This window comes from Epilithonimonas hominis (genome assembly GCF_003730015.1).
GTDB classification, from domain to species: domain Bacteria; phylum Bacteroidota; class Bacteroidia; order Flavobacteriales; family Weeksellaceae; genus Epilithonimonas; species Epilithonimonas hominis.
Genome location: NZ_RJTU01000055.1, coordinates 24,869 through 47,930, shown reverse-complemented (window position 1 = coordinate 47,930; position 23,062 = coordinate 24,869). Strand labels below are relative to the sequence as shown.

Here is a 23,062-nt window from a genome sequence, read left to right as displayed (position 1 = left end):
CAGATTTTTGTCTGAGGCTTATTTTTTTTTATTCTCTTAATTAGCTAGAATCCTAATCCTACAGCAAAGCCTTTTACCGCATTAGGATAGTTGGCCATCATAGTAGCTGAACCAGTAGTTGTACTGGCAGTGAAAATTTTCGTTTCATTGCCTACAGTGGCTAGAAGATAAGCTTTCTGGCTTCTACTGCCAATATCAAAACCGTTGGAAGATGTAATATCAATCCCTAATGAACCTCTCTCTACGAGTATTCCATCATTTGGTGGATTTTGAAAATATAATTTGTCAGTATTGTGGTCAATTACAAATAGTGAAGTACTAGTGGTTCCCGCAAAATTATCTGTGTAGGCTGCGGCGCCTATCATCGGCATCCCGGGACTTAGATTCATATCCACAGCTACAACAGCGCCTATCATCGGCATCCCGGGACTTAGATTCATATCCACAGCTACAACAGCGCCGTCATTTGGATTGAGACGAAGATTCTGGCCTGTGTTGCTCACCACACGTATTCTGTCAACAGTCGGGTTGAAATCAAAACCAAAATCAGTTCCCATTAGCGGTGTGGAAAGCGTTCCAGATCCTACCTGAGTTGCAGCACCTGTGCCCAGATTGATGGTGTAGATTCTGCTGCTGCTTCCAAGAGCGTACAATTGGCCATTAACAGGTTTAAAGTCTATACCAAGAATACTTTCATTATTTTGTAGTCCTGTTATTGCTTTAGAAACAGGTTCTGGCTTGTTTGGGTCAAAAATCTGAAGGGCATTGGAATTATCGACGGCATAAGCTACTGGGTTAGTAGGGATAGCCAAATCAATAATTTTTTGTGTCAGACCACCAATGTTGGTGGCTTTGCCCGTATTAAGATCAATGGTGTAGAGATTATTTTTAGATTCTGTAGTAGCGGCAACGAGAGCTGTGGAATTGTCAGGATTGATGTCAAAAGCCACTTGGCCAGACACTGAAACGCCTAGACTTCCTACCTCAACTAAGGTTCCATTATTAGGAGGGTCTTGCTTGAATAGTTTCCCAGCTGTAACATCGATGTCGTAAAGTGTTGTAGTAGTTGCACCTGATTTGCTATTAGTATAAGCAATTCCTGTGATAGATGAAGTGGTTGCAACACTACCGTCCGTTGCGGCGACAGATCCGGTTTCTGGATTCAGTCTCAGATTTTGACCAATGTTAGTAACGAGTCTTATCCTGTCCACAGTAGGATTAAAATCAATTGAAGCAATAGTTCCCGAGATTGCAGGTGAAAAGGCATTGTTACCGACTGCTCTTGCTGTGCCGGAAGCGGTATTCACAATGTAAAACTTACTGGCATTGGACAATGCATATAGTTCACCAGTAGCAGGACGGAAGTCAATACTCAGTAATCTCTCACCAGATGGAATGTTGCTGATGGATGTCTTTGAACTAAATGTGCCTGGACTATTTGCATTGAATGATACTAATTCATTGGACTCTGTCAATCCGTAAGCCATAAGATTTGGACCGACTGCGGGATTATCTTCAATAGGGTTTTCCATCATTGTGTCATCATCGTTGCAGGCTAATGCAGTCATCAGCACTAATGCCAGCGAATAAAGTCTGAAATGTTTTTTCATAAGATTATTTTTATAGTTGATAATTACATCTACGAGATAAAATCAATCTTGGATTTACAATCTTTTATTTATCCAAAATTTTCCTTAAATTTGCAAATCCTAAGAATAAACAGGTTGATCTGTATTTGATATATTGGATATAAGAATTTTATTTTTTTTATAAAATAATTTTTAATATCCAAAAAATCGTTATATTTGCAGACCGAAAAAAACAATAGTTAATAAATAAATATTAAAATCATGGCAAAGGAAACGTTTAATCGTAACAAACCACACTTGAACATTGGTACTATTGGTCACGTTGACCATGGTAAAACAACACTTACTGCAGCTATTTCTGCTGTATTGGCTAGCAAAGGTCTTGCTGAGAAGAAAGATTTCTCTGCTATTGACTCTGCTCCAGAAGAAAAAGAAAGAGGTATTACTATCAATACTGCTCACATCGAGTACGAAACTGAAAAAAGACACTATGCTCACGTTGACTGTCCAGGTCACGCGGATTATGTAAAGAACATGGTAACGGGTGCTGCTCAGATGGACGGTGCTATCGTTGTATGTGCTGCTACAGATGGTCCAATGCCACAAACTAGAGAGCACATCCTACTTTGCCGTCAGGTAAATGTACCTAGAATCGTTGTTTTCATGAACAAAGTGGATATGGTAGATGATCCAGAATTGTTAGAGCTAGTAGAAATGGAATTGAGAGACTTATTGTCTACTTATGATTTCGATGGTGATAACTCTCCAGTAATCCAAGGTTCTGCACTAGGAGCTCTTACTGCTGCTACTGCATCTCCTGCAAACTCTGATGATAAGTGGTTTAAATCAGTTGAAGAATTGATGGACGCTGTTGATAACTGGATCGAGCAACCACCAAGAGATACTGATAAGCCTTTCTTGATGCCAATCGAAGATGTATTCTCTATTACTGGTAGAGGTACTGTAGCAACTGGTAGAATCGAGGCTGGTGTTATCAACACTGGAGATCCAGTTGATATCGTTGGTATGGGTGATGAGAAATTGACTTCTACTATTACAGGAGTTGAGATGTTCAGAAAAATCTTAGACAGAGGTGAAGCTGGTGATAACGTAGGTCTATTGTTGAGAGGTATTGAAAAAACTGACATCAAGAGAGGTATGGTTATCGCTAAGAAAGATTCTGTGAAACCACACAAAAAATTCAAAGCATCTGTTTATATCCTTTCTAAGGAAGAAGGTGGACGTCACACTCCATTCCACAACAAGTACCGTCCTCAGTTCTACGTAAGAACAACTGACGTTACAGGTGAGATCTTCTTGCCAGAAGGAGTTGAGATGGTAATGCCAGGTGATAACTTGGAGATTACTGTAGAACTAATTCAGCCAATCGCTCTTAACGTAGGTCTTAGATTTGCAATTAGAGAAGGTGGTAGAACAGTTGGTTCTGGTCAGGTAACTGAAATCCTAGACTAATTTAATCAAATATAAAAAGTTCCGGAAGGAAGCTTTCGGAACTTTTTAATCTACGGGCATCGTCCAATGGTAGGATACCGGTCTCCAAAACCGTTGATCAGGGTTCGAATCCTTGTGCCCGTGCAAAAATAAAATATGAGCTCATTAATTAGTTTTTTAAAAGGTTCTTATACAGAATTTAAAGATAAGGTAGAATGGCCTAAATGGCCAGATCTGCAGTCTTCTACAATTGTTGTAGCTATTGCGACTGTACTTCTTGCTTTATTTACATTTGGAGTAGATTCTTTATTTAGTGTAACTATCAAGAATTTTATTGCGACGTTTATTAATCTATTCAACTAATCCAAATTACTTTCCATATGAGCGATATGAAATGGTATGTGCTGAAAGCTATTAGCGGACAGGAAAATAAGGTTAAGAACTATATTGAGAACGAGATCCACAGATTAGGTATGGATTCTTATGTTACTCAAGTAGTTATTCCTATGGAAAAAGTAATCCAAATCAGAAACGGTAAAAAAGTTCCGAAAGAGAAACCATATTATCCTGGTTATCTTATGGTAGAAGCGAATCTGATTGGTGAAGTACCTCACGTGATTAAAAATATTCCAGGTGTGATTTCTTTCCTTAGTCTGACAAAAGGAGGTGATCCTGTTCCAATGAGAAAATCTGAGGTTAACAGAATGCTTGGAAGGATGGATGAGCTTTCCGAGTTTGCTACAGATGTAGAAATCCCTTTTACTGTTGGTGAAAATGTAAAAGTTGTGGACGGACCTTTCAACGGTTTCAATGGAACTATCGAAAAGATTCTTGAAGACAAAAAGAAAATCGAAGTTTCTGTTCTTATCTTCGGAAGAAAAACACCGATGGAATTGAGCTTTATGCAAGTAGAAAAAGTGTAATTACTTTTACAAAATATAAAAAACACCTAAGAATTTTCTTAGGTGTTTTTCTATTTTATCATCTCATTATTAAATTCAGTAGGTGTTTCGCCAACATATTTTTTGAAAGCTCTATTGAAATAAGAAATATTATTATATCCAGTACTATAACAGCTTTCTGATACACTTTTACCTTGTAGAATATGATGACAAGCTTTTTCAATTCTGTATTGATTGAGAAAATCTGTAAAAGTGATTTTCATTGTTTTTTTGAAAAGTATCATTGCGCAAGGTAAGACTATTCTGATGATATAAAGAGCGAGATTTCTTACAAAAATTTAGAAGATGAGACTTTGTCTGAGATTACATTAATAGAAAAAGAATTGATAAATCAAGTTTTACCAGAATTAGAAAAAGAATTTTTTCTTGCAAAAAAAGCATCGCAGGTTTGTCAAAAGGCAGCTATCAAGCTTTCAAAATTGGGACAGATTATCCAGAAGTGTTTTCAAAAGTTGAGATGTTTAGTCCTGTGCTATACAGTAATGTAATAGAAGATAAGTTCGCTAAAATAAAAACAGAGAATTTTAGTAAACAAAAATTTTTCTTAAGTATTGGGAGTCTTGAGAATGAGCGTTTTATTAATTTTAAAACTATTTTAGAAAAAGAATTCAGGGAGAGAAAGATTCCATTGAAATCTTACATATCTCCAGAAACATATCACGAATGGTTAACTTGGCATAGAAGTTTGTATAATTTCCTGCTTTGGCAAAAATGAAATTAACTTAAATCAAATTTTTTGAGTGGTTGTATTGCACTATAATACAAGTACTTATTTTTTACTAATTTACAATAAATATATAATTTCTGTTTGCAGATTCAAAAAATATTAATACTTTTGCAAACCGAAAAGTGGGTTTTCTAATGTGAGAATGGATAACCTGCTGAATAATAAATGCTTCCAAACTCATTAATTATTCAAATTTAAAAAACAAAAAATGGCTAAAAAAGTCTTTAAAATGGTAAAACTTCAGGTGAAAGGTGGCGCTGCTAACCCTTCTCCACCAGTAGGTCCAGCTTTGGGTTCTGCAGGTGTGAACATCATGGAGTTTTGTAAACAATTTAACGGAAGAACTCAGGATAAGCCTGGGCAGGTTTTGCCAGTAGTAATTACTGTGTACGAAGACAAATCTTTTGAATTCGTAATCAAAACCCCTCCTGCTGCAATCCAGTTGATGGATGCTGCAAAAATCAAAGGAGGTTCCGGAGAACCAAACAGAAACAAAGTAGGTGCTGTAACTTGGGCTCAGGTTCAAAAGATTGCTGAAGATAAGATGGCAGACCTTAACTGCTTTACTTTGGATTCAGCTCTTTCTATGGTTGCAGGTACTGCTAGATCTATGGGATTGAGAGTAACAGGAACTAAACCAACTAACGCTTAAAACTTAGAGAAATGGCAAAATTAACGAAGAAGCAAAAAGAAGCTTTAAGCAAAGTAGAAAAGAACAAAATTTATAATCTTGACGAAGCATCTGCTTTGGTAAAAGAAGTAAATTTCGCAAAGTTTGACGCGTCTGTAGATATCGCTGTTAGACTAGGTGTAGATCCAAGAAAAGCAAACCAAATGGTAAGAGGTGTAGTATCTCTTCCTCACGGAACTGGTAAGGACGTTAAAGTTCTTGCTCTTGTAACGCCGGATAAAGAAGCAGAAGCTAAAGAAGCTGGTGCTGATTATGTTGGTCTTGATGAGTATTTACAAAAAATCAAAGAAGGTTGGACAGATGTTGACGTTATCGTTACGATGCCAGCTGTAATGGGTAAATTAGGACCATTAGGTAGAGTGTTAGGACCAAGAGGTCTTATGCCAAACCCTAAATCAGGTACTGTAACGATGGAAATCGGGAAAGCAGTTTCAGAAGTAAAGTCTGGTAAAATCGATTTCAAAGTAGATAAATATGGTATCATCCACGCTGGTATCGGTAAAGTGTCTTTTGATGCTGCTAAACTTAAAGAAAATGCTCAGGAATTAATCTCGACATTAATCAAGTTGAAGCCGACTGCTGCAAAAGGTACTTATGTGAAGTCTATCTATTTGTCTTCTACAATGAGCCCTGGAATTGCAATCGATACTAAATCTGTTAACTAATTTTAATCCTAAAGACAATGACAAAAGACCAAAAAGTTGTAGCGATACAAGAGATCAAAGATTTGCTTCAGGATGCAAAAGTAGTTTATGTAGCAGATCTAGAAGGTTTGAACGCTGGTAAATCTTCTGATTTCAGAAGACAGGCTTTCAAGCAAAATATTAAAGTGAAAGTTGTAAAAAATACACTTTTGCAAAAAGCAATGGAACAAATTGAAGGCGTAGATTACTCTGAGATGTTCCAGTCTTTCAAAGGTAACTCTGCGATTATGATTGCTGAAACGGCTAACGCTCCGGCAAAATTAATCAAGGATTTCAGAAAGAAAGAAGAGAAGCCTGCACTTAAGTCAGCTTTCGTTCAAGAGACATTCTACGTTGGAGATAACAACCTTGATACTTTAGTTAATATCAAGTCTAGAGAAGAAATGATCGGTGAAATCATCGGATTGCTTCAGTCTCCAATCCAAAGAGTTGTTTCTGCTCTTCAAAACAAATCTGAAGCTTCTGGAGAAGCGGCGACTGAAGAAGTTGCAACTCCTGCTGAAGAAGAAACTCCAGCTACTGAAACTCCAGAAGCTGCTGCAGAAGGAGAAGCTCCAGCTGCTGAATAATTACACTCAAAAAAATAGATAAATAATCAACAAAAAAACATTACAACAATGTCAGATTTAAAAAATTTAGCTGAAACGCTAGTAAACTTAACAGTAAAAGACGTAAACGAATTAGCTGCTATCCTTAAGGATGAGTACGGAATTGAGCCAGCTGCTGCTGCTGTAGTAGTTGCTGCAGGTGGTGCAGGTGAAGCTGCTGAAGAAAAGACTGAATTCGACGTAATTCTTAAGTCTGCAGGTGCTTCTAAATTGGCTATCGTTAAATTGGTAAAAGATTTAACTGGTGCTGGTCTTAAGGAAGCTAAAGATATCGTAGATGGTGCTCCTGCTCCAATCAAGCAAGGTGTATCTAAAGACGAAGCAGAAGCGCTTAAAAAGCAACTTGAAGAAGCTGGTGCTGAAGTAGAATTGAAATAATTCTTTTACTAGATGAAGATTAGGAGGTTGTTACAATGCAATCTCCTTTTTTTTGCTTAAATTTTTATCTATTAAACCTCCGTAACGTTTTAAATGGAGCGCTGCGCAGATCAGTTGATAAAAGAATTTTTGAAAGTTAAAAACTTTAAGGCGCGGTTACATATATTTTACATTGTTTCTTTTATAAAAATATATTAATTTTGAAGAAAAATTTATGATGAAAAAAACATTAACAATTTCAATTATTTCGCTGTCTGTCCACTTCCTGCAAGGGCAAAGTGGTAATGTTGGAATCAACACTACGACTCCAGTTGCAACTTTAGATGTTAATGGATTTGCTGCTGATACTGCGAAGCTTGATGGTATCATAGCTCCAAGAATTACTGGCAATCAACTGCGCGCTAAAAACTATACCACAGCTCAAACCGGAAGCATTGTGTATGCCACATTACCGGATACTTCTCCAGCTGGACAAACTATTAATGTTACTTCTGCAGGATATTATTATTTCGACGGGACTATTTGGCAAAAATTATCTTCTACCGCTAATTATGTGGAGCCTTGGTATAACCAGAAAACCGGACAGCCGGCTACGGCCAATAATCAGGATATTTATCAAAGGGGAAGGGTGAGCGTCAACGGCAACGCTACCAATGGAATTTTATCAGTCTACGACGCTGTGGGATCCACAAACGGGATGATGATTTACGGCTCTTACCGCAATATTGTTAATGGTGTTAACCCCTGGTTCGGATTTGCAGAAAATTTAGGTGGTGGTTCTTTCAGTTCCATTTCTAATGGTGGTGATATGGGTCTAATTTTTAGCGTTGATAATAATCCCAACGTGTTCACGAGTAATTCCTTTAATATCATTCCGCATTCCGGAGCCGGCGGAGCTACATATTATGGGTTTAAAATAACAGATCAGGGCCTTTTCGGATTTAATGTTAAAAATCCTTCAGAAACATTAGATATTGGCGGAGCACTCAGAATTAGAAATTTACCAGTTTCCGGTGCCACTAACAGTATCTATACCACTCCTGGCGGAGCATCTTCCCTGCTCGCTACTACGACGGTAGTTCCTCAACCAACACAAACATTTACAGCTACTAAAACGGTAGTAGTAGATGATAATGGAGTACTTGGCAGTTTTAGAGGTTTGCCAGGTTCTTATAACAATATAGCGTCTAAAAATGGAATGCTTTTATCTACAGACTACACTATTTTAGCAACTGGCAACATCAGTCTGCCTCCCGCTGCTAATACACCTGGAAAAATCTACCATATTGTTTATGACGGAATTCCAATGTCCATCAATTCTCCAATTTTTTTGAACGGTGCCAGCATTACAAATTATCCTTTAAACGGTGCAGCTGGAAACAGTGGAATAACCGTGCAGAGTAATGGAACAAACTGGTATATTATCTCTAAATATTAAATAAAGACGAACAAAGCATTGATAAAAAATTCTTATCACAATAAAATTATTTGCTATGTTTCAGTAAAAACGAAAGCGAAGTTAAATGATTGTTTAGCAAAAATTAGTTAATTTTTTAAAAATTGATTGTCAGCACTGATGTTAGCGCTATTATGAAGCATACAAATTTAGACCGCAATCTGTAGTAATTACTTAATGTTATAATAGTTACAAATACTTATTTGCATATAATTAAAAGGTCCATCATAACTTAATTAGATGGATTTATATTTAAAAAAAATTAAGTTTTTTTGGGCAAATAATCTTAACAGTAAGCCTAAACTTTATAACAGACCATCTCTCCGGAGATGGTTTTTTACTTGTGAAAGCGAATTAATTTTCCTAAATTTGCACTCGTTTTGGCGCTAATAATTATTAATACATCAATAAAATATTGAATATCAACTCTTTCAGTTTTGAAAGAGGTTTCGTGTTTTATAGATGTTGATTCTCATTATCGTCAAAATAAATAAAAATATTTTGCATTACGCCGTGAAAAGATATACCGGCGTTGCAGTTAGAAATTAGATCAAGAATCAAGAATCAAGAACCAAGACTAATTCTGATAGCGCCAAACATCATAGTCTTTCTTTTTTCTCTTTCTCTTTCTTCTTTCTGATATTTTTTTAATCAAAATATTTTTTAACCCATTTTTCTTATAATTTTATGAGTAAAACACAGGCCGCTCCTAAAGTTCAAGGTACTCCGAGAATTAACTTTTCTTCTGCAAAAGGTAAAATCGAAACTCCTGACTTTTTGGACATCCAAATCCAGTCTTTCAAGGAATTTTTCCAGCTAGACACACTTCCTGAAGAGCGACAAAAAGAATCGCTTTACAAAACATTTCAGGAAAATTTTCCAATTACAGATTCCAGAAACCAATTCGTATTGGAGTTTTTGGATTATCTTGTAGATTCTCCACGTTACTCTATTGATGAGTGTGTGGAAAGAGGTTTGACTTATTCAGTTCCTCTTAAAGCTAGACTTAAACTATATTGTACAGATCCGGAACATGAAGATTTCCAGACTGTTGTGCAAGATGTTTACCTAGGTCCAGTTCCTTATATGACGCCAAGCGGATCTTTCATCATTAATGGTGCTGAAAGGGTAATCGTAACGCAGCTTCACCGTTCACCTGGTGTATTCTTCGGACAGACTTACCACGCCAACGGAACTAAACTTTACTATTCAAGAATTATCCCTTTCAAAGGATCTTGGATGGAATTTACAACCGATATCAACAGCGTAATGTACGCCTATATCGACCGTAAGAAAAAATTACCTTTAACAACTTTACTTAGAGCAATCGGTTATGAATCTGATAAGGAAATCCTTCAGATCTTCGATCTTGCTGAGGAAGTGAAAGTTTCCAAAGCTGCCCTTAAGAAAGTAGAAGGCCGAACTCTTGCTGCGAGAGTACTGAACACTTGGTTCGAGGATTTCGTAGACGAAGATACGGGTGAAGTAGTTTCTATCGAAAGAAACGAAATCATCTTGGATAGAGAAACTGTTCTTGAAAAAGAACACCTTGATATTATTTTGGATTCAGGCGTTAAGTCTATCCTGATTCACAAAGAAAATTCTAATGAATTCTCTATCATCCAAAATACACTACAAAAAGACCCGACTAACTCTGAAAAAGAAGCAGTGGAGTACATCTACCGTCAGCTGAGAAACGCTGATGCACCGGATGAGGAAACTGCAAGAGGAATCATTGAAAAATTATTCTTCTCTGAGCAGCGTTATTCTTTGGGTGAAGTTGGTCGTTACAGATTAAATAAAAAATTAGGTCTTAATATTCCGGAAACGACGGAAGTACTGACCAAGGAAGATATCATCGCAATCGTAAAACACCTAATTGAATTGGTTAATTCCAAAGCTGAGGTAGATGATATTGACCACCTTTCTAACAGACGTATCAAAACTGTGGGCGAGCAATTGTCTGGTCAGTTTGGTGTTGGTCTTTCCAGAATCGCAAGAACTATTAAGGAAAGAATGAATGTTAGAGATAACGAAATCTTTACACCGGTAGATTTGGTTAATGCCAAGACTTTGACGTCTGTTATTAACTCGTTCTTCGGAACTAACCAGCTTTCTCAGTTTATGGATCAGACCAATCCATTGTCAGAAATCACGCACAAGCGTAGATTATCTGCGCTAGGACCTGGTGGTTTATCAAGAGAAAGAGCAGGTTTCGAGGTTCGTGACGTTCACCATACACACTACGGACGTATCTGTCCGATTGAAACGCCGGAAGGACCAAACATCGGTTTGATCTCTTCTCTTGGGATGTATGCGAAAATCAACAACCTTGGTTTCATCGAAACACCTTATAGAAAAGTAGAGGATGGAAAAGTAGATCTTCAGGCTAAGCCAATTTATCTTAATGCGGAGGATGAAGAAAACCGAGTAATTGCTCAGGCTAACGTTGCTTTGAGTGATGATGGTAACTTCGAAACGGATAGAATTATCGCTCGTTTGGATGGGGATTATCCTGTAGTAGAGCCTCAGCAAGTAGATTTGATTGACGTTGCCCCAAACCAGATTTCCGGTATTTCCGCTTCATTGATTCCTTTCTTGGAACATGATGATGCGAACCGTGCTTTGATGGGTTCTAACATGATGCGTCAGGCCGTTCCATTATTGAAGCCACAAGCGCCAATCGTGGGTACAGGTCTGGAAAAGCAAGTTGCGAAAGATTCTAGAATCCTTATCAATGCAGAAGGAAATGGAGTAGTGGAATATGTAGATGCTGAAAGAATTGTTATTAAGTATGAAAGAAGCGAAGAAGATGATTTGGTAAACTTCGATTCTGCAACTAAGACTTATAAATTAACTAAGTTCAGAAAAACAAACCAGAGTACAACTATTACACTGAGACCTAACGTAAGAGTGGGGGACACAGTGGAAAAAGGACAGGTGCTTTGTGACGGTTATGCAACTGAAAACGGAGAATTAGCTCTTGGTAGAAACTTAGTAGTTGCTTTCATGCCTTGGAAAGGGTATAACTTCGAGGATGCGATTGTAATCAATGAAAAAGTAGTTCGTGAGGACTGGTTTACTTCAATCCACGTAGATGAGTATTCTCTTGAAGTTCGTGATACCAAACTAGGTATGGAAGAACTGACAGCAGATATTCCTAACGTTTCTGAAGAAGCCACTAAAGATCTTGATGAGAACGGTATGATCCGTATCGGAGCAGAAGTGAAGCCTGGCGATATCCTTATCGGGAAAATCACACCAAAAGGTGAATCTGATCCTACTCCGGAAGAAAAACTTCTTAGAGCGATTTTCGGGGATAAAGCGGGTGATGTAAAAGATGCTTCTCTTAAAGCAGATTCTTCTCTTAGAGGTGTTGTAATCAACAAAAAATTGTTCTCCAGAAACATCAAGGACAAAAAGAAAAGAAGCGAAGAGAAAATCAAACTGGAAGAAATCGAAAATACTTATAAAGCTAAGTTCGATGACTTAAGAAACACTTTGATTGACAAACTAAACACGTTGGTTTCCGGTAAAACGTCTCAAGGGGTGAAAAATGACCTTCAAGAAGAAATGATCGGAAAAGGAACTAAGTTTACTTTGAAGTTGCTTCAGTCTGTTGAGGATTATGTAAACATCAGTGGCGCAGACTGGACTGTTGATGCAGACAAGAATGAATTGATCAAGCAATTGATTCACAACTATAAAATTAAATACAATGATCTTTCCGGGGTTAAAAACCGTGAGAAATTTGCATTATCTATCGGAGACGAGCTTCCGGCTGGTATCATCAAATTAGCTAAAGTTTACATCGCTAAGAAACGTAAACTGAATGTGGGTGATAAAATGGCTGGTCGTCACGGTAACAAAGGTATTGTGTCAAGAATCGTTCGTGAAGAAGATATGCCGTTCCTAGAGGATGGAACACCGGTAGATATCGTATTGAATCCACTTGGGGTACCTTCCCGTATGAATATTGGTCAGATCTACGAAACTGTTCTTGGATGGGCAGGTAAGCAGCTTGGACTAAAATTCGCAACACCGATCTTCGATGGAGCTAGTTTAGATCAAATTACCGAATACACCGAGCAGGCAGCACTTCCTAAATTCGGAAACACACACCTTTACGATGGTGGAACAGGGGAGAGATTTACTCAGCCAGCTACTGTTGGTGTGATTTATATGCTGAAGTTAGGACACATGGTAGATGATAAGATGCACGCACGTTCTATCGGACCGTACTCATTGATTACGCAGCAGCCATTAGGAGGTAAAGCGCAATTCGGAGGTCAGAGATTCGGAGAGATGGAGGTTTGGGCTCTTGAAGCATTTGGAGCATCCAATATCTTGAGAGAGATCCTGACTGTTAAGTCGGATGACGTGATTGGTAGAGCAAAAACTTATGAAGCAATCGCAAAAGGTGAAGCAATGCCAGAACCTGGTATTCCAGAATCTTTCAACGTATTACTTCACGAGTTACAAGGTCTTGGACTTGATGTAAGACTTGAAGAATAATTTTAAATTTTAAATGATGAATTTTAGATGGTCTTAGTTTTTGTGCAGTAGCATTTAATCTAAAATCTAAAATCTAAAATCTAAAATCTGATCAAAAAATGTCAAATAAAAATAAAACAAGTCGATTTAATAAAATCACTATTGGTTTGGCTTCACCGGAATCTATTCTTCAGGAATCGAGAGGAGAAGTTCTAAAACCGGAAACGATCAACTACCGTACGCACAAGCCGGAAAGAGACGGGTTGTTCTGCGAGAAGATATTTGGTCCTGTAAAAGACTACGAATGTGCTTGTGGAAAATACAAAAGAATCCGATACAAAGGAATCGTTTGTGACAGATGTGGGGTGGAAGTTACAGAGAAAAAAGTACGTAGAGAGAGAATCGGACACATCAACCTTGTGGTGCCTGTGGCTCACATCTGGTATTTCCGTTCTTTACCGAACAAAATTGGTTATCTTTTAGGTATTCCTTCCAAGAAATTGGATATGATTATCTATTACGAAAGATATGTAGTAATCCAGCAGGGTATTGCCAAGAAAGCAGATGGTTCTGATTTCGATGATAAGGAATTTTTGACTGAAGAAGAATATCTGGATGTTTTGGAAACACTTCCTGTAGAAAATCAATATCTTGATGACTCTGACCCGAATAAATTCGTAGCGAAAATGGGAGCAGAAGCTGTCGAGGAATTGCTGAAAAGAATCGACCTAGATTCTTTGTCATTCGACCTAAGACACAAAGCTCACAACGAATCTTCTAAACAAAGAAGAACTGAAGCGCTTAAGAGATTGAACGTTGTAGAAGCACTTAGAGCTGCCAATACAAGAATGATCAATAAGCCTGAGTGGATGATTATGAGAGTTCTTCCGATCATTCCACCGGAATTGAGACCATTGGTTCCATTGGATGGAGGACGTTTTGCAACGTCGGATCTTAATGATCTTTACAGAAGGGTTATCATCAGAAACAACCGTCTTAAGAGACTATTGGAGATCAAAGCTCCGGAAGTAATCTTGAGAAACGAGAAGCGTATGCTTCAGGAATCGGTAGATTCATTGTTCGATAATACAAGAAAATCTTCTGCTGTTAAGTCGGAATCCAACAGACCATTGAAATCCCTTTCTGATTCATTGAAAGGTAAACAAGGTCGTTTCCGTCAGAACTTATTAGGAAAAAGGGTAGATTACTCTGCACGTTCGGTTATCGTCGTAGGACCTAGCCTTCAGTTGCACGAGTGTGGTCTTCCAAAAGATATGGCTGCGGAACTTTACAAACCGTTTATCATTAGAAAACTAATCGAAAGAGGAATTGTAAAAACTGTAAAATCAGCTAAGAGAATTATCGACAGAAAAGAGCCTGTAGTTTATGATATCCTAGAAAATGTGATGAAAGGTCACCCGGTTCTTCTGAACAGAGCACCTACGCTTCACAGATTGGGTATCCAAGCGTTCCAGCCGAAGATGATCGAAGGTAAAGCTATTCAGCTGCACCCGTTGGTAACTACGGCCTTCAACGCCGATTTCGATGGTGACCAGATGGCGGTACACTTGCCACTTGGACCAGAAGCAATCTTGGAAGCTCAGTTATTGATGCTAGGTTCACAAAATATCCTAAACCCTGCGAATGGTTCGCCAATTACGGTACCTTCTCAGGACATGGTTTTGGGTCTTTATTTTATGACCAAAGAAGCGCATTCTACCGATGATTATAAAGTAAAAGGAGAAGGCCTGGCTTTCTATTCTCCGGAAGAAGTGGAAATTGCTTATGCTGAAGGACAAGTGTCTCTTAATGCTAAAGTAAGATGTCGTCTTCCAATCAAAGAAAACGGAGAGATTGTTACAAGATTAACAAACACAACGGTTGGTAGAATCCTTTTCAACCAGATTGTACCGAAAGAAGTGGGTTATATCGATGAATTATTGACTAAGAAATCTCTTAGAAATGTTATCGGTCAGATCCTTGCAGATACGGATTTCCCAACTACCGTTAAATTCTTGGATGATATGAAAAACCTTGGATACTCTAATGCATTCAAAGGAGGGCTTTCTTTCTCTCTTGGCGATATCGTAATCCCTGCAGAGAAAAAAGCAATGATTGCTCAGGCTGTTGAGAATGTAGATGAAATCAAGGCTAACTATAACATGGGTCTTATCACAGATACAGAACGTTATAATCAGGTAATCGACGTTTGGACTAATACCAACGCCGGACTTACCGAAATGATTATGAGCAGAATGAAATCTGACCAAGGCGGATTCAACTCTGTATTTATGATGCTTGATTCTGGTGCGAGGGGTTCTAAGGAACAGATTCGTCAGTTATCCGGTATGAGAGGTTTGATGGCAAAACCACAAAAAGCAGGTTCTGTAGGCGCAGAGATTATCGAAAACCCGATTGTTGCAAACTTTAAAGAAGGTTTGTCCATCTTAGAATACTTTATCTCTACCCACGGTGCTCGTAAAGGTCTTGCGGATACCGCTCTTAAAACGGCCGATGCTGGTTACTTAACCAGACGATTGGTGGACGTTGCACAAGACGTTATCATTACAGAAGATGACTGTGGAACATTGAGAGGTACAGAAGTGACTGCACTTAAGAAAAATGATGAAATCGTAGAACGAATCTCAGACCGAATTCTTGGTAGAGTTTCTCTTCACAACGTTTACCACCCAGAAACGGATGAATTATTGGCAAACGCTGATGAGTTAATCGTGGAAGCTGTAGCTAAGCAAATCGAGGAAGCGGGAATCGAAGCTGTAGAAGTTCGTTCTCCATTGACTTGTGAAGCTAAGAAAGGTATCTGTGCGAAGTGTTACGGACGTAACCTTGCAACAGGTAAAGGCATCCATATGGGAGAAGCTGTGGGCGTGATCGCTGCACAGTCTATTGGTGAACCAGGAACTCAGTTAACACTGAGAACTTTCCACCAAGGGGGTACTGCTGGTAACATCTCAGAAAATCCAAGTATTGTTGCAAAACGTGACGGTATTGTAGAGATGGATGAGGTTAGAACAATTAAGTCTGAAGATGAAGAAGGAAACTCTGCAGACATCGTTGTTTCTCGTTCTACAGAATTCAGATTGGTTGCGGATAACGAAGCGAGAACACCAATTATGGTGGCTAACGTTCCTTACGGTTCCGTTCTATCTGTAAAACCAGGTGACAAAGTGAAAAAAGGAGACCTTATCGCAAGATGGGATCCATATAATGCGGTTATCATTGCAGAAACTGCAGGTAAAGTAGAGTACGAAGATATCATCCAAGGGGTTTCTTTCCAATTGGAAATCGATGAACAGACTGGTTTCGAAGAGAAAGTAATTTCTGAATCTAGAAATAAGAAAGCTGTTCCAACATTGAAGGTTGTAGACTCTAAAGGTGTGGAGCAGAAAGCTTATAACTTACCAGTAGGAGCCCACTTAATGGTCAATGATGGTGAGAAAATTAAGGCTGGTAAAATATTAATCAAGATCCCGAGAAAATCTGCAAAAGCAGGGGATATCACCGGAGGTCTTCCGAGAGTAACCGAATTGTTCGAAGCGAGAAATCCTTCTAACCCTGCGGTAGTGACGGAAATTGACGGTGTAGTATCTTACGGTAAAATCAAGAGAGGTAACCGTGAATTGATCGTGGAAGCTAAAACAGGAGAAATCAAAAAATATCTTGTGAAATTATCTAACCAGATTTTGGTACAAGAAAATGACTTCGTTTACGCTGGTGATCCGCTTTCCGATGGTTCTATCACACCAGATGATATCTTGAGAATCAAAGGTCCAACTGCGGTTCAGGAATATTTGGTTAACGAGATTCAGGAGGTTTACCGTCTTCAAGGGGTAAAAATCGATGACAAACACTTCGAGATTATTGTTCGTCAGATGATGACCAAAGTATCGATTGTGGATGGTGGAGATACTCAGTTCCTAGAAGGTGCTTTAGAACATAAATATGATTTCTTGGAAGAGAACAACAGAGTTTTCGGACTTAAAGTGGTTGTAGAACCAGGAGATTCTAAAGAGTTCAAAGCAGGACAGATGATTACTGCAAGAGAATTGAGAGATGAGAACTCCAAGCTTAAGAGAGAAGACCAGGCATTGGTAGAAGTGAGAGAAGCGCTTCCTGCAACTGCAACTCCTGTATTACAAGGTATTACAAGAGCAGCATTACAGACCAAATCATTCATGTCTGCTGCATCGTTCCAGGAAACAACCAAGGTTCTTAATGAAGCGGCAGTTTCTGGAAAAATCGACTTCTTGAATGGTCTAAAAGAAAACGTAATTGTAGGACACAGAATTCCTGCAGGTACAGGTCTTAAGGAGTATCAAAACGTTATCGTGGGTTCTAGAAAAGAATTTGAAGATATTAACTAGTAAAGACTTTTAGGTAATAGACTGATAGATAATTGATTTTAATTTAATAATAATTTCTCTTGTCTATTAGTCTATCATCTATTATCTTGCAATCTGTAATTTAAAATATTAAAAAAACATGGACAACAATCAAAATCAAGATCCAAACAACATCAATATCGAGCTTAACGAAATGGTAGCAGCTGGTGTTTATGCTAACTTAGCTTTAGTAAACCATTCACCTTCAGAATTCGTGGTAGATTTTATCCAACTTATGCCAGGCGTTCAGCAGGCTAAAGTTAGATCAAGAGTAATCTTGGCTCCCCTTCATGCAAAAAGAGTTTTAGCTGCATTGCAACAAAACATCACTAATTACGAGCAACAATTTGGCGAAATTAAAGAAGTTGAGCCTTTCGTATTAGGAGGTAACAACGTTCAAGCTTAAGATTTTTCGCTTAACATACAAATCCCGATTCATTTATTTGAATCGGGATTTTTGTTTAGGTTTAATATTTTATTAACTCAACATTTTTTCCAGTTGGAATCTCAGAAACTACCTTTGTCAAAATTTTTTATAATGAAGAAGATATTAATTTTTCTGCAGCTATTCTTATCATTAATGATATTCTCTCAGAAAGGAATTGTAGATACAACTCAAATCGTCATCTCAAATCGATTCAATAGTGAAGAAGCAATGCAGAAACCTTACGTTATTATGATTTCTACAGACGGTTTCCGATATGATTATGCCAAGAAATATAATGCTGAAAATCTTCTAAAACTATCAAATCAAGGTGTTCAGGCAAAAGCAATGTTGCCAAGTTATCCAAGTATTACTTTCCCCAATCATTGGACTTTGATTACGGGTTTATATCCATCTCACCACGGTTTAATTGATAACTTTTTCTACGATTATAAAAGAAAACAACCTTACGCAATGAGCAATCGCAAGAATGCAGAAGATGGCTCTTGGTACGGCGGAGTTCCTTTATGGAGTTTGGCAGAAAAACAAAATATGGTAAGTGCTTCTTTGCAATGGGTAGGTTCTGCCAGTGATGCAGGCGGCATTAGACCGACATACTATTATCCTTATCATGAAAAATTTTCGCCTTCAGAAAAAGTCAATAAAGTGATTAATTGGTTGAAGCTTCCGGAAGAGATACGTCCGCATTTTATCTCTCTATATTTTCCTGAAGTGGATGGTGCCGGACATCATTACGGTCCAGATGCAAAAGAGACAGAGTCGGCTGTTCATTTGGTTGATGATGCGATTGGAGAGTTAGTTCAAAAAGTAGATGATTTAGGTTTGAGGAATGTCAATTTCATCTTCGTTTCAGACCACGGAATGATACAAGTTGATGGAGGAAATCCGCTTGACATTCCTTCAATTTTATTGGATAAAAACAGATTTGATTATTATAATTCTCAAACTTTGCTGAGAGTTTATGTTAAAAATGCTAATGAGGTAAAAGCTGTTTATAAGGAATTGAAAGCCAATAAACCCGACGATTATGAAGTTTATTTGGATAAAAGATTACCAAAATACCTTCACTTCGCGACAAGAGATGATAAGTACAATAGAATCGGACAAATTATATTAATCCCAAAAGCGCCGAAGATATTCTTAGAAAAAGGAAGAAAAACATCAGTTGGGAAACACGGATACGACCCACGAGCTGTCCCAGAAATGAAAGCGACTTTCTTCGCTTGGGGACCAGCGTTCAAGAATGATTTGATAATTGATGAGTTTGACAATATTAATGTTTATCCTTTGGTTGCTGACATTCTAGGATTGAAAATCGATGAGAAGATTGATGGGAAATTGAAAGTTTTGAAATCAACGCTAAAAAGATAAAATAGTTTTAACAAAAAAGAGAGAACACCAACCGATGTTCTCTCTTTTTATTATTTGTATTGAAATTAATTCTTCAAACTTTTCATATCGATGACGAATCTGTATTTCACATCACTTTTCAACATTCTTTCGTAAGCATCATTGATATCTTGGATGTTGATAATTTCGATGTCAGAAACGATATTCTTCTCTCCACAGAAATCCAACATCTCCTGAGTTTCTTTGATGCCTCCAATCAATGAACCTGCCACAGAACGTCTTTTGGAAATCATCGGCCTTGTACTAACAGCATTATTTTCAAATTCTCCAATAAGACCTACCAGGACTAATGTTCCGTCTAGGGTCAAAGTATTCATATAAGGATTGATATCGTGCTCATAAGGAACTGTATCGATAATCAAATCAAACTTATTGAAAACAGATTTCATTTGATCCTCATCTGTAGAGATAACCACGTGGTCTGCACCCAGTTGTTTGGCATCGTCTGTTTTCCCTGGAGTTCTGGAGAACAAAGTAACTTCTGCACCCAAACCTTTTGCTAATTTGATTGCCATGTGACCTAAGCCTCCCAAACCTACAACAGCAACTTTAGAGTTCTCTGTCACATTCCAATGCTTAAGCGGTGACCAAGTCGTGATTCCAGCACAAAGAAGTGGTGCAGCAGCAGCCATATCAAGATTCTCCTGAAGGCTTAACACAAAATGCTCATCTACAACCACAGACTCAGAGTAACCACCGAAGGTTCTGGTTTCTTTAAAGTATTTATCTTTCCCATTGTAAGTTCCAGTGAATCCATTTTCGCAGAATTGTTCCAAATCCTTTTCACAACTATGACAAGTTCGGCAAGAATCTACCATACAACCTACGGCGACTAGATCTCCAACTTTGAATTTGGTAACATCGCTTCCTACTTGCAACACTTTTCCCACAATCTCATGTCCTGGAACTGCTGGGTAAACCGTTCCACCCCAATCATTCCTTGCTGTATGAAGGTCAGAATGGCAAACGCCACAGTAATAGATGTCGATTTCGATGTCTTTTGGCTGAACTTCTCTTCTTTCTATGGTTAATAATTCCAGATCATTTTCGGCAGCTTGTGTTCCGAATGCTTTTATTGTACTTGTTTTCATTTTTTTTGAATAATTTTATAGGGTCAAATTTATTTTTAATGAGGTTGTTTGTTAATAGGTATTATCCTGTTTTTATTAATGTTTATACAATTTGGATTTTATACCTGTTGTTTTTTGCATCTTTTCGATATTCTCCAACGATACTTTTCGAAATAAAAACTGTACCGTTTGAAACTATCAATGATTATACAACAAATGTCATCAAATGGAATAAGATAGAGTTTATCAAAAATATTTTTGGAAACATCATTCTTTTTATTCCTTATGGTTTTTTAGGCATACTTTATCCAAAATTAAATCAATTCAGATGGATGGTCATCTCTTTTTTTATAATCATAAATATCTTAGAATTTTCTCAGTTCTACTTTAATCGCGGCATGGCAGATATAGATGATGTGATTCTCAATACTTTTGGTGCAATAATAGGTTTTTTCATCTACAAAAAATACTTTTTTATCAAGGACAGATAACTTTCATTTCTGTTCTTCTATTGGTTTGATGTTGTTCTTCTGAACAATCTATGCCATTAGTGCATCGATTCAGAAGCCGAGTTTCTCCATATCCGATTGGCTTTAGTCTCGTGTTACTTATTCCTTTGGAAACTAAATAATCCACTGCTGCATTGGCGCGATTCTGCGAAAGTGTTTTATTATAATCATCAGAAGCTCGCGAGTCAGTATGAGAAGATAATTCTACGCTAATTTTGGGATTATCTTTCATAAACTGAACCAATTTATTAAGCTCGGCTTTTGCATCTTCACGGATAAAATATTTATCCAAGTCGTAATGAATATTCTTCAGGTTAATTTGCTTTCCACACGTAGTTTCTTCCATACAAACTTGGAGATTTAGAAAAAGTGTATTCGTTCTATCTACTTTTTTAGAAGTCACCATTTCTGTTTGGGAAAAGTAATTTCCTTTTTTACCATAAATGGTGTACGTTGAATTCTTGTCTGCTTTGAAATGAAATTTTCCATCAGCATCTGTTTTTATTTCTTGATAGATTTCAGTTTCATTATTTTTTACGACAACAGTTACATCTCGTAAAGGATTTTTGGAATTACAGATAGTCACCTGACCTTTCACAAAGAACATTTCAGCATCGGTTGATATCTCTTTTTTGATGGTGGAATTTCTTACAAATTCATCTTTGTCTGCTTTATTGGAGATGAGGTCTATATTATAAAGACTTCCTTTGATTTCGTAATTATCTGGTTTGATATTTTTGAAAAAAGCGACACCCTGCGAATTGGTTCTTGCAAAATAAATACGTTTCCCGTTTTTAAAAAGTTCTACAAAGGTATCAGGCAAAATTAAACCCGTTTCTTTATCTCGGGCAATAACTGATAAACCATAATTGGGTTCAGAACCACCGGTCGGAATTCTGAAAGTCAAGCCAGCAAAAACTCCAGCTGAATGAATCTCATGTTCAAGACTTTTATTTCTGATTTCAAGAGCTGAAGGATTAATATTATAACGATTGTTGTTTTCCGTAAAAGGAATATATCCCGCAACAGAATTATTTTTAATTTGATCATTAGCTTTAAAATGCTGAATATAATAACCACCAATATTCAGCCCAACATATTCTGAAAAAAACCAATTTAATTCAATCTGACCTTTTCCCGTTAGAATGTTTTTTCCGTTGTATCCATTATGAAAATTAAGATTGTAATTATTTGCCATTAATGATGTTTCGCCACCTTTGATATTAGAAATTCCACCTTTTAATTTGAAAGCTAGACTCAGATTATCATTCATCACATATCGGAAGTTGGGACCAATTCCAAGAAATAACCTTTCAACATTATTCTCATTTAAATGGATATTAGAAAGTGGAGTAGTTCCGTTGTATACATTTTCTGTTGGATAAGTGTTCTTCGGTTTGTTTTTAAGATAATCGAAATCAATTCCAAGTCCAATCCAGTTGAAATAATAGTCAAAAGAGGTTCCTAGATTTAGATTGTACTTGTAATCTATGAATTTGGATTGATTGTCATAAGAAGGAAAATCCAAGCCGCCTTTTAAAGAAATATTTAGCTGTTGGTTATCGTACAAAGAATTCCTGAATTGACCGTTGATAGCTTGGAATAAAATGATAAAAACTAAAGTAATTAATTTTCCCATAATTTAATTTTCTTGGTTACGGCAAATTTACGCAACTGAAAGATGAATTAAAAAATGCCGGCTAAAAAACCGGCAATATATTTTAAAAACTAAACTTACTGTTTGATGATCTGTGTGATTTTCTGTGTGTTATCATCCAAAAGATATCTCATTAGATATTTTCCCGGACGTAATTTGTCCAGCCTCAACTCGGCATTGTTACTGTTTATTGCATATTCTGCAACCTGTGCACCCAAAATCGAAAAGAAAGTGACGGTTTTGATTTTAGCAGAATCATCTTTTGATTTTAGGATTAGGACATCTTTTGTAGGATTTGGATAAGCTACAAGAATACCGTCATCCGATCTTTGTCCTCCGATGATACGAGTAGACTGAGCCTTCATTTCTCCCGAAAATCCAATTGAAACTACCGTAAATATAATAAAGAATAGAAATTTTTTCATTCGCTTTGGCGTGTATCTAAACAATTAATACAAATATATTTTAAATAAAATTTATATGCAATAGTCTATCCGCGAAAGTATA

Annotated in this window: 19 protein-coding genes and 1 tRNA gene; 15 read left to right on the top strand and 5 right to left on the bottom strand. The window is 37.3% G+C overall.

Annotated features, from left to right (window positions below):
• Positions 1–44: 44 nt before the first annotated feature.
• A complete protein-coding gene (locus EGH73_RS08010) occupies positions 45–1,610 on the bottom strand; it encodes a DUF4394 domain-containing protein (protein WP_123281404.1) in 1,566 nt (521 codons plus the stop codon).
• Between the two features lie 240 nt (positions 1,611–1,850).
• Here EGH73_RS08010 and tuf point away from each other — a divergent pair, with 240 nt between their 5' ends.
• The 4 genes from tuf to nusG all read left to right on the top strand — a co-directional run bounded on the left by tuf (position 1,851) and on the right by nusG (position 3,964).
• Complete coding sequence (gene tuf, locus EGH73_RS08005) at positions 1,851–3,062, top strand: elongation factor Tu (RefSeq protein ID WP_089769837.1); 1,212 nt, start codon at positions 1,851–1,853, stop codon at positions 3,060–3,062.
• A 52-nt stretch (positions 3,063–3,114) separates the two neighbouring features.
• Positions 3,115–3,185: transfer RNA gene (locus EGH73_RS08000), tRNA-Trp, on the top strand.
• A gap of 12 nt (positions 3,186–3,197) precedes the next feature.
• Complete coding sequence (secE, locus tag EGH73_RS07995; protein WP_089769835.1) at positions 3,198–3,404, top strand: preprotein translocase subunit SecE; 207 nt, start codon at positions 3,198–3,200, stop codon at positions 3,402–3,404.
• Between the two features lie 17 nt (positions 3,405–3,421).
• Positions 3,422–3,964 carry a transcription termination/antitermination protein NusG gene (gene nusG / locus EGH73_RS07990; RefSeq protein WP_089769833.1) on the top strand — a complete coding sequence of 181 codons (543 nt, stop codon included), beginning with the start codon at positions 3,422–3,424 and terminating at the stop codon, positions 3,962–3,964.
• 50 nt (positions 3,965–4,014) lie between these two features.
• On the opposite strand, the gene EGH73_RS07985 is transcribed toward nusG, so the two are convergent.
• Positions 4,015–4,227, bottom strand: a complete 213-nt coding sequence (locus EGH73_RS07985; protein WP_123281403.1) for a helix-turn-helix domain-containing protein — start codon at positions 4,225–4,227, stop codon at positions 4,015–4,017.
• An 83-nt stretch (positions 4,228–4,310) separates the two neighbouring features.
• Here EGH73_RS07985 and EGH73_RS07980 point away from each other — a divergent pair, with 83 nt between their 5' ends.
• The 10 genes from EGH73_RS07980 (at position 4,311) to EGH73_RS07935 (ending at position 19,280) form a co-directional block, all read left to right on the top strand.
• A complete protein-coding gene (locus EGH73_RS07980; RefSeq protein WP_123281402.1) occupies positions 4,311–4,718 on the top strand; it encodes an alpha/beta hydrolase-fold protein in 408 nt (135 codons plus the stop codon).
• A 220-nt stretch (positions 4,719–4,938) separates the two neighbouring features.
• Entirely contained in the window at positions 4,939–5,382 is a 444-nt protein-coding gene (rplK, locus tag EGH73_RS07975; protein ID WP_089769829.1) for a 50S ribosomal protein L11, read from the top strand.
• An 11-nt stretch (positions 5,383–5,393) separates the two neighbouring features.
• Positions 5,394–6,086 (top strand): 50S ribosomal protein L1, encoded by a 693-nt coding sequence (rplA, locus tag EGH73_RS07970; protein WP_089769827.1) that lies wholly within the window; start codon positions 5,394–5,396, stop codon positions 6,084–6,086.
• A gap of 17 nt (positions 6,087–6,103) precedes the next feature.
• The gene (gene rplJ, locus EGH73_RS07965; RefSeq protein ID WP_089769826.1) at positions 6,104–6,694 is read left to right on the top strand and encodes a 50S ribosomal protein L10; all 591 of its coding nucleotides are present in this window, start codon (positions 6,104–6,106) and stop codon (positions 6,692–6,694) included.
• 48 nt (positions 6,695–6,742) lie between these two features.
• Complete coding sequence (rplL, locus tag EGH73_RS07960; protein WP_076781873.1) at positions 6,743–7,111, top strand: 50S ribosomal protein L7/L12; 369 nt, start codon at positions 6,743–6,745, stop codon at positions 7,109–7,111.
• A gap of 217 nt (positions 7,112–7,328) precedes the next feature.
• A complete protein-coding gene (locus EGH73_RS07955) occupies positions 7,329–8,549 on the top strand; it encodes a hypothetical protein (protein WP_148041689.1) in 1,221 nt (406 codons plus the stop codon).
• Between the two features lie 705 nt (positions 8,550–9,254).
• Positions 9,255–13,082 carry a DNA-directed RNA polymerase subunit beta gene (gene rpoB, locus EGH73_RS07950; RefSeq protein WP_123281400.1) on the top strand — a complete coding sequence of 1,276 codons (3,828 nt, stop codon included), beginning with the start codon at positions 9,255–9,257 and terminating at the stop codon, positions 13,080–13,082.
• A gap of 98 nt (positions 13,083–13,180) precedes the next feature.
• Positions 13,181–17,446 (top strand): DNA-directed RNA polymerase subunit beta', encoded by a 4,266-nt coding sequence (rpoC, locus tag EGH73_RS07945; protein ID WP_123281399.1) that lies wholly within the window; start codon positions 13,181–13,183, stop codon positions 17,444–17,446.
• Between the two features lie 118 nt (positions 17,447–17,564).
• On the top strand, positions 17,565–17,870 hold the full coding sequence (locus EGH73_RS07940) for a DUF3467 domain-containing protein (protein ID WP_072996379.1): 306 nt from the start codon (positions 17,565–17,567) through the stop codon (positions 17,868–17,870).
• Positions 17,871–18,002: 132 nt separating this feature from the next.
• Positions 18,003–19,280: an alkaline phosphatase family protein gene (locus EGH73_RS07935; RefSeq protein ID WP_123281398.1), complete on the top strand. Its 1,278-nt coding sequence runs from the start codon at positions 18,003–18,005 to the stop codon at positions 19,278–19,280.
• Between the two features lie 65 nt (positions 19,281–19,345).
• Here the strand turns inward: EGH73_RS07935 and EGH73_RS07930 are convergent, their stop codons facing one another.
• Entirely contained in the window at positions 19,346–20,410 is a 1,065-nt protein-coding gene (locus EGH73_RS07930) for an NAD(P)-dependent alcohol dehydrogenase (protein WP_123281397.1), read from the bottom strand.
• 38 nt (positions 20,411–20,448) lie between these two features.
• Here EGH73_RS07930 and EGH73_RS07925 point away from each other — a divergent pair, with 38 nt between their 5' ends.
• Positions 20,449–20,880, top strand: a complete 432-nt coding sequence (locus tag EGH73_RS07925) for a VanZ family protein (protein ID WP_184808084.1) — start codon at positions 20,449–20,451, stop codon at positions 20,878–20,880.
• Here the strand turns inward: EGH73_RS07925 and EGH73_RS07920 are convergent.
• Together EGH73_RS07920 and EGH73_RS07915 are read right to left on the bottom strand one after the other, a co-directional pair.
• On the bottom strand, positions 20,867–22,537 hold the full coding sequence (locus EGH73_RS07920; protein ID WP_123281395.1) for an OmpA family protein: 1,671 nt from the start codon (positions 22,535–22,537) through the stop codon (positions 20,867–20,869). The genes EGH73_RS07925 and EGH73_RS07920 overlap by 14 nt on opposite strands.
• Positions 22,538–22,632: 95 nt before the next feature.
• Complete coding sequence (locus tag EGH73_RS07915; RefSeq protein ID WP_123281394.1) at positions 22,633–22,980, bottom strand: T9SS type A sorting domain-containing protein; 348 nt, start codon at positions 22,978–22,980, stop codon at positions 22,633–22,635.
• Positions 22,981–23,062: the final 82 nt, after the last annotated feature.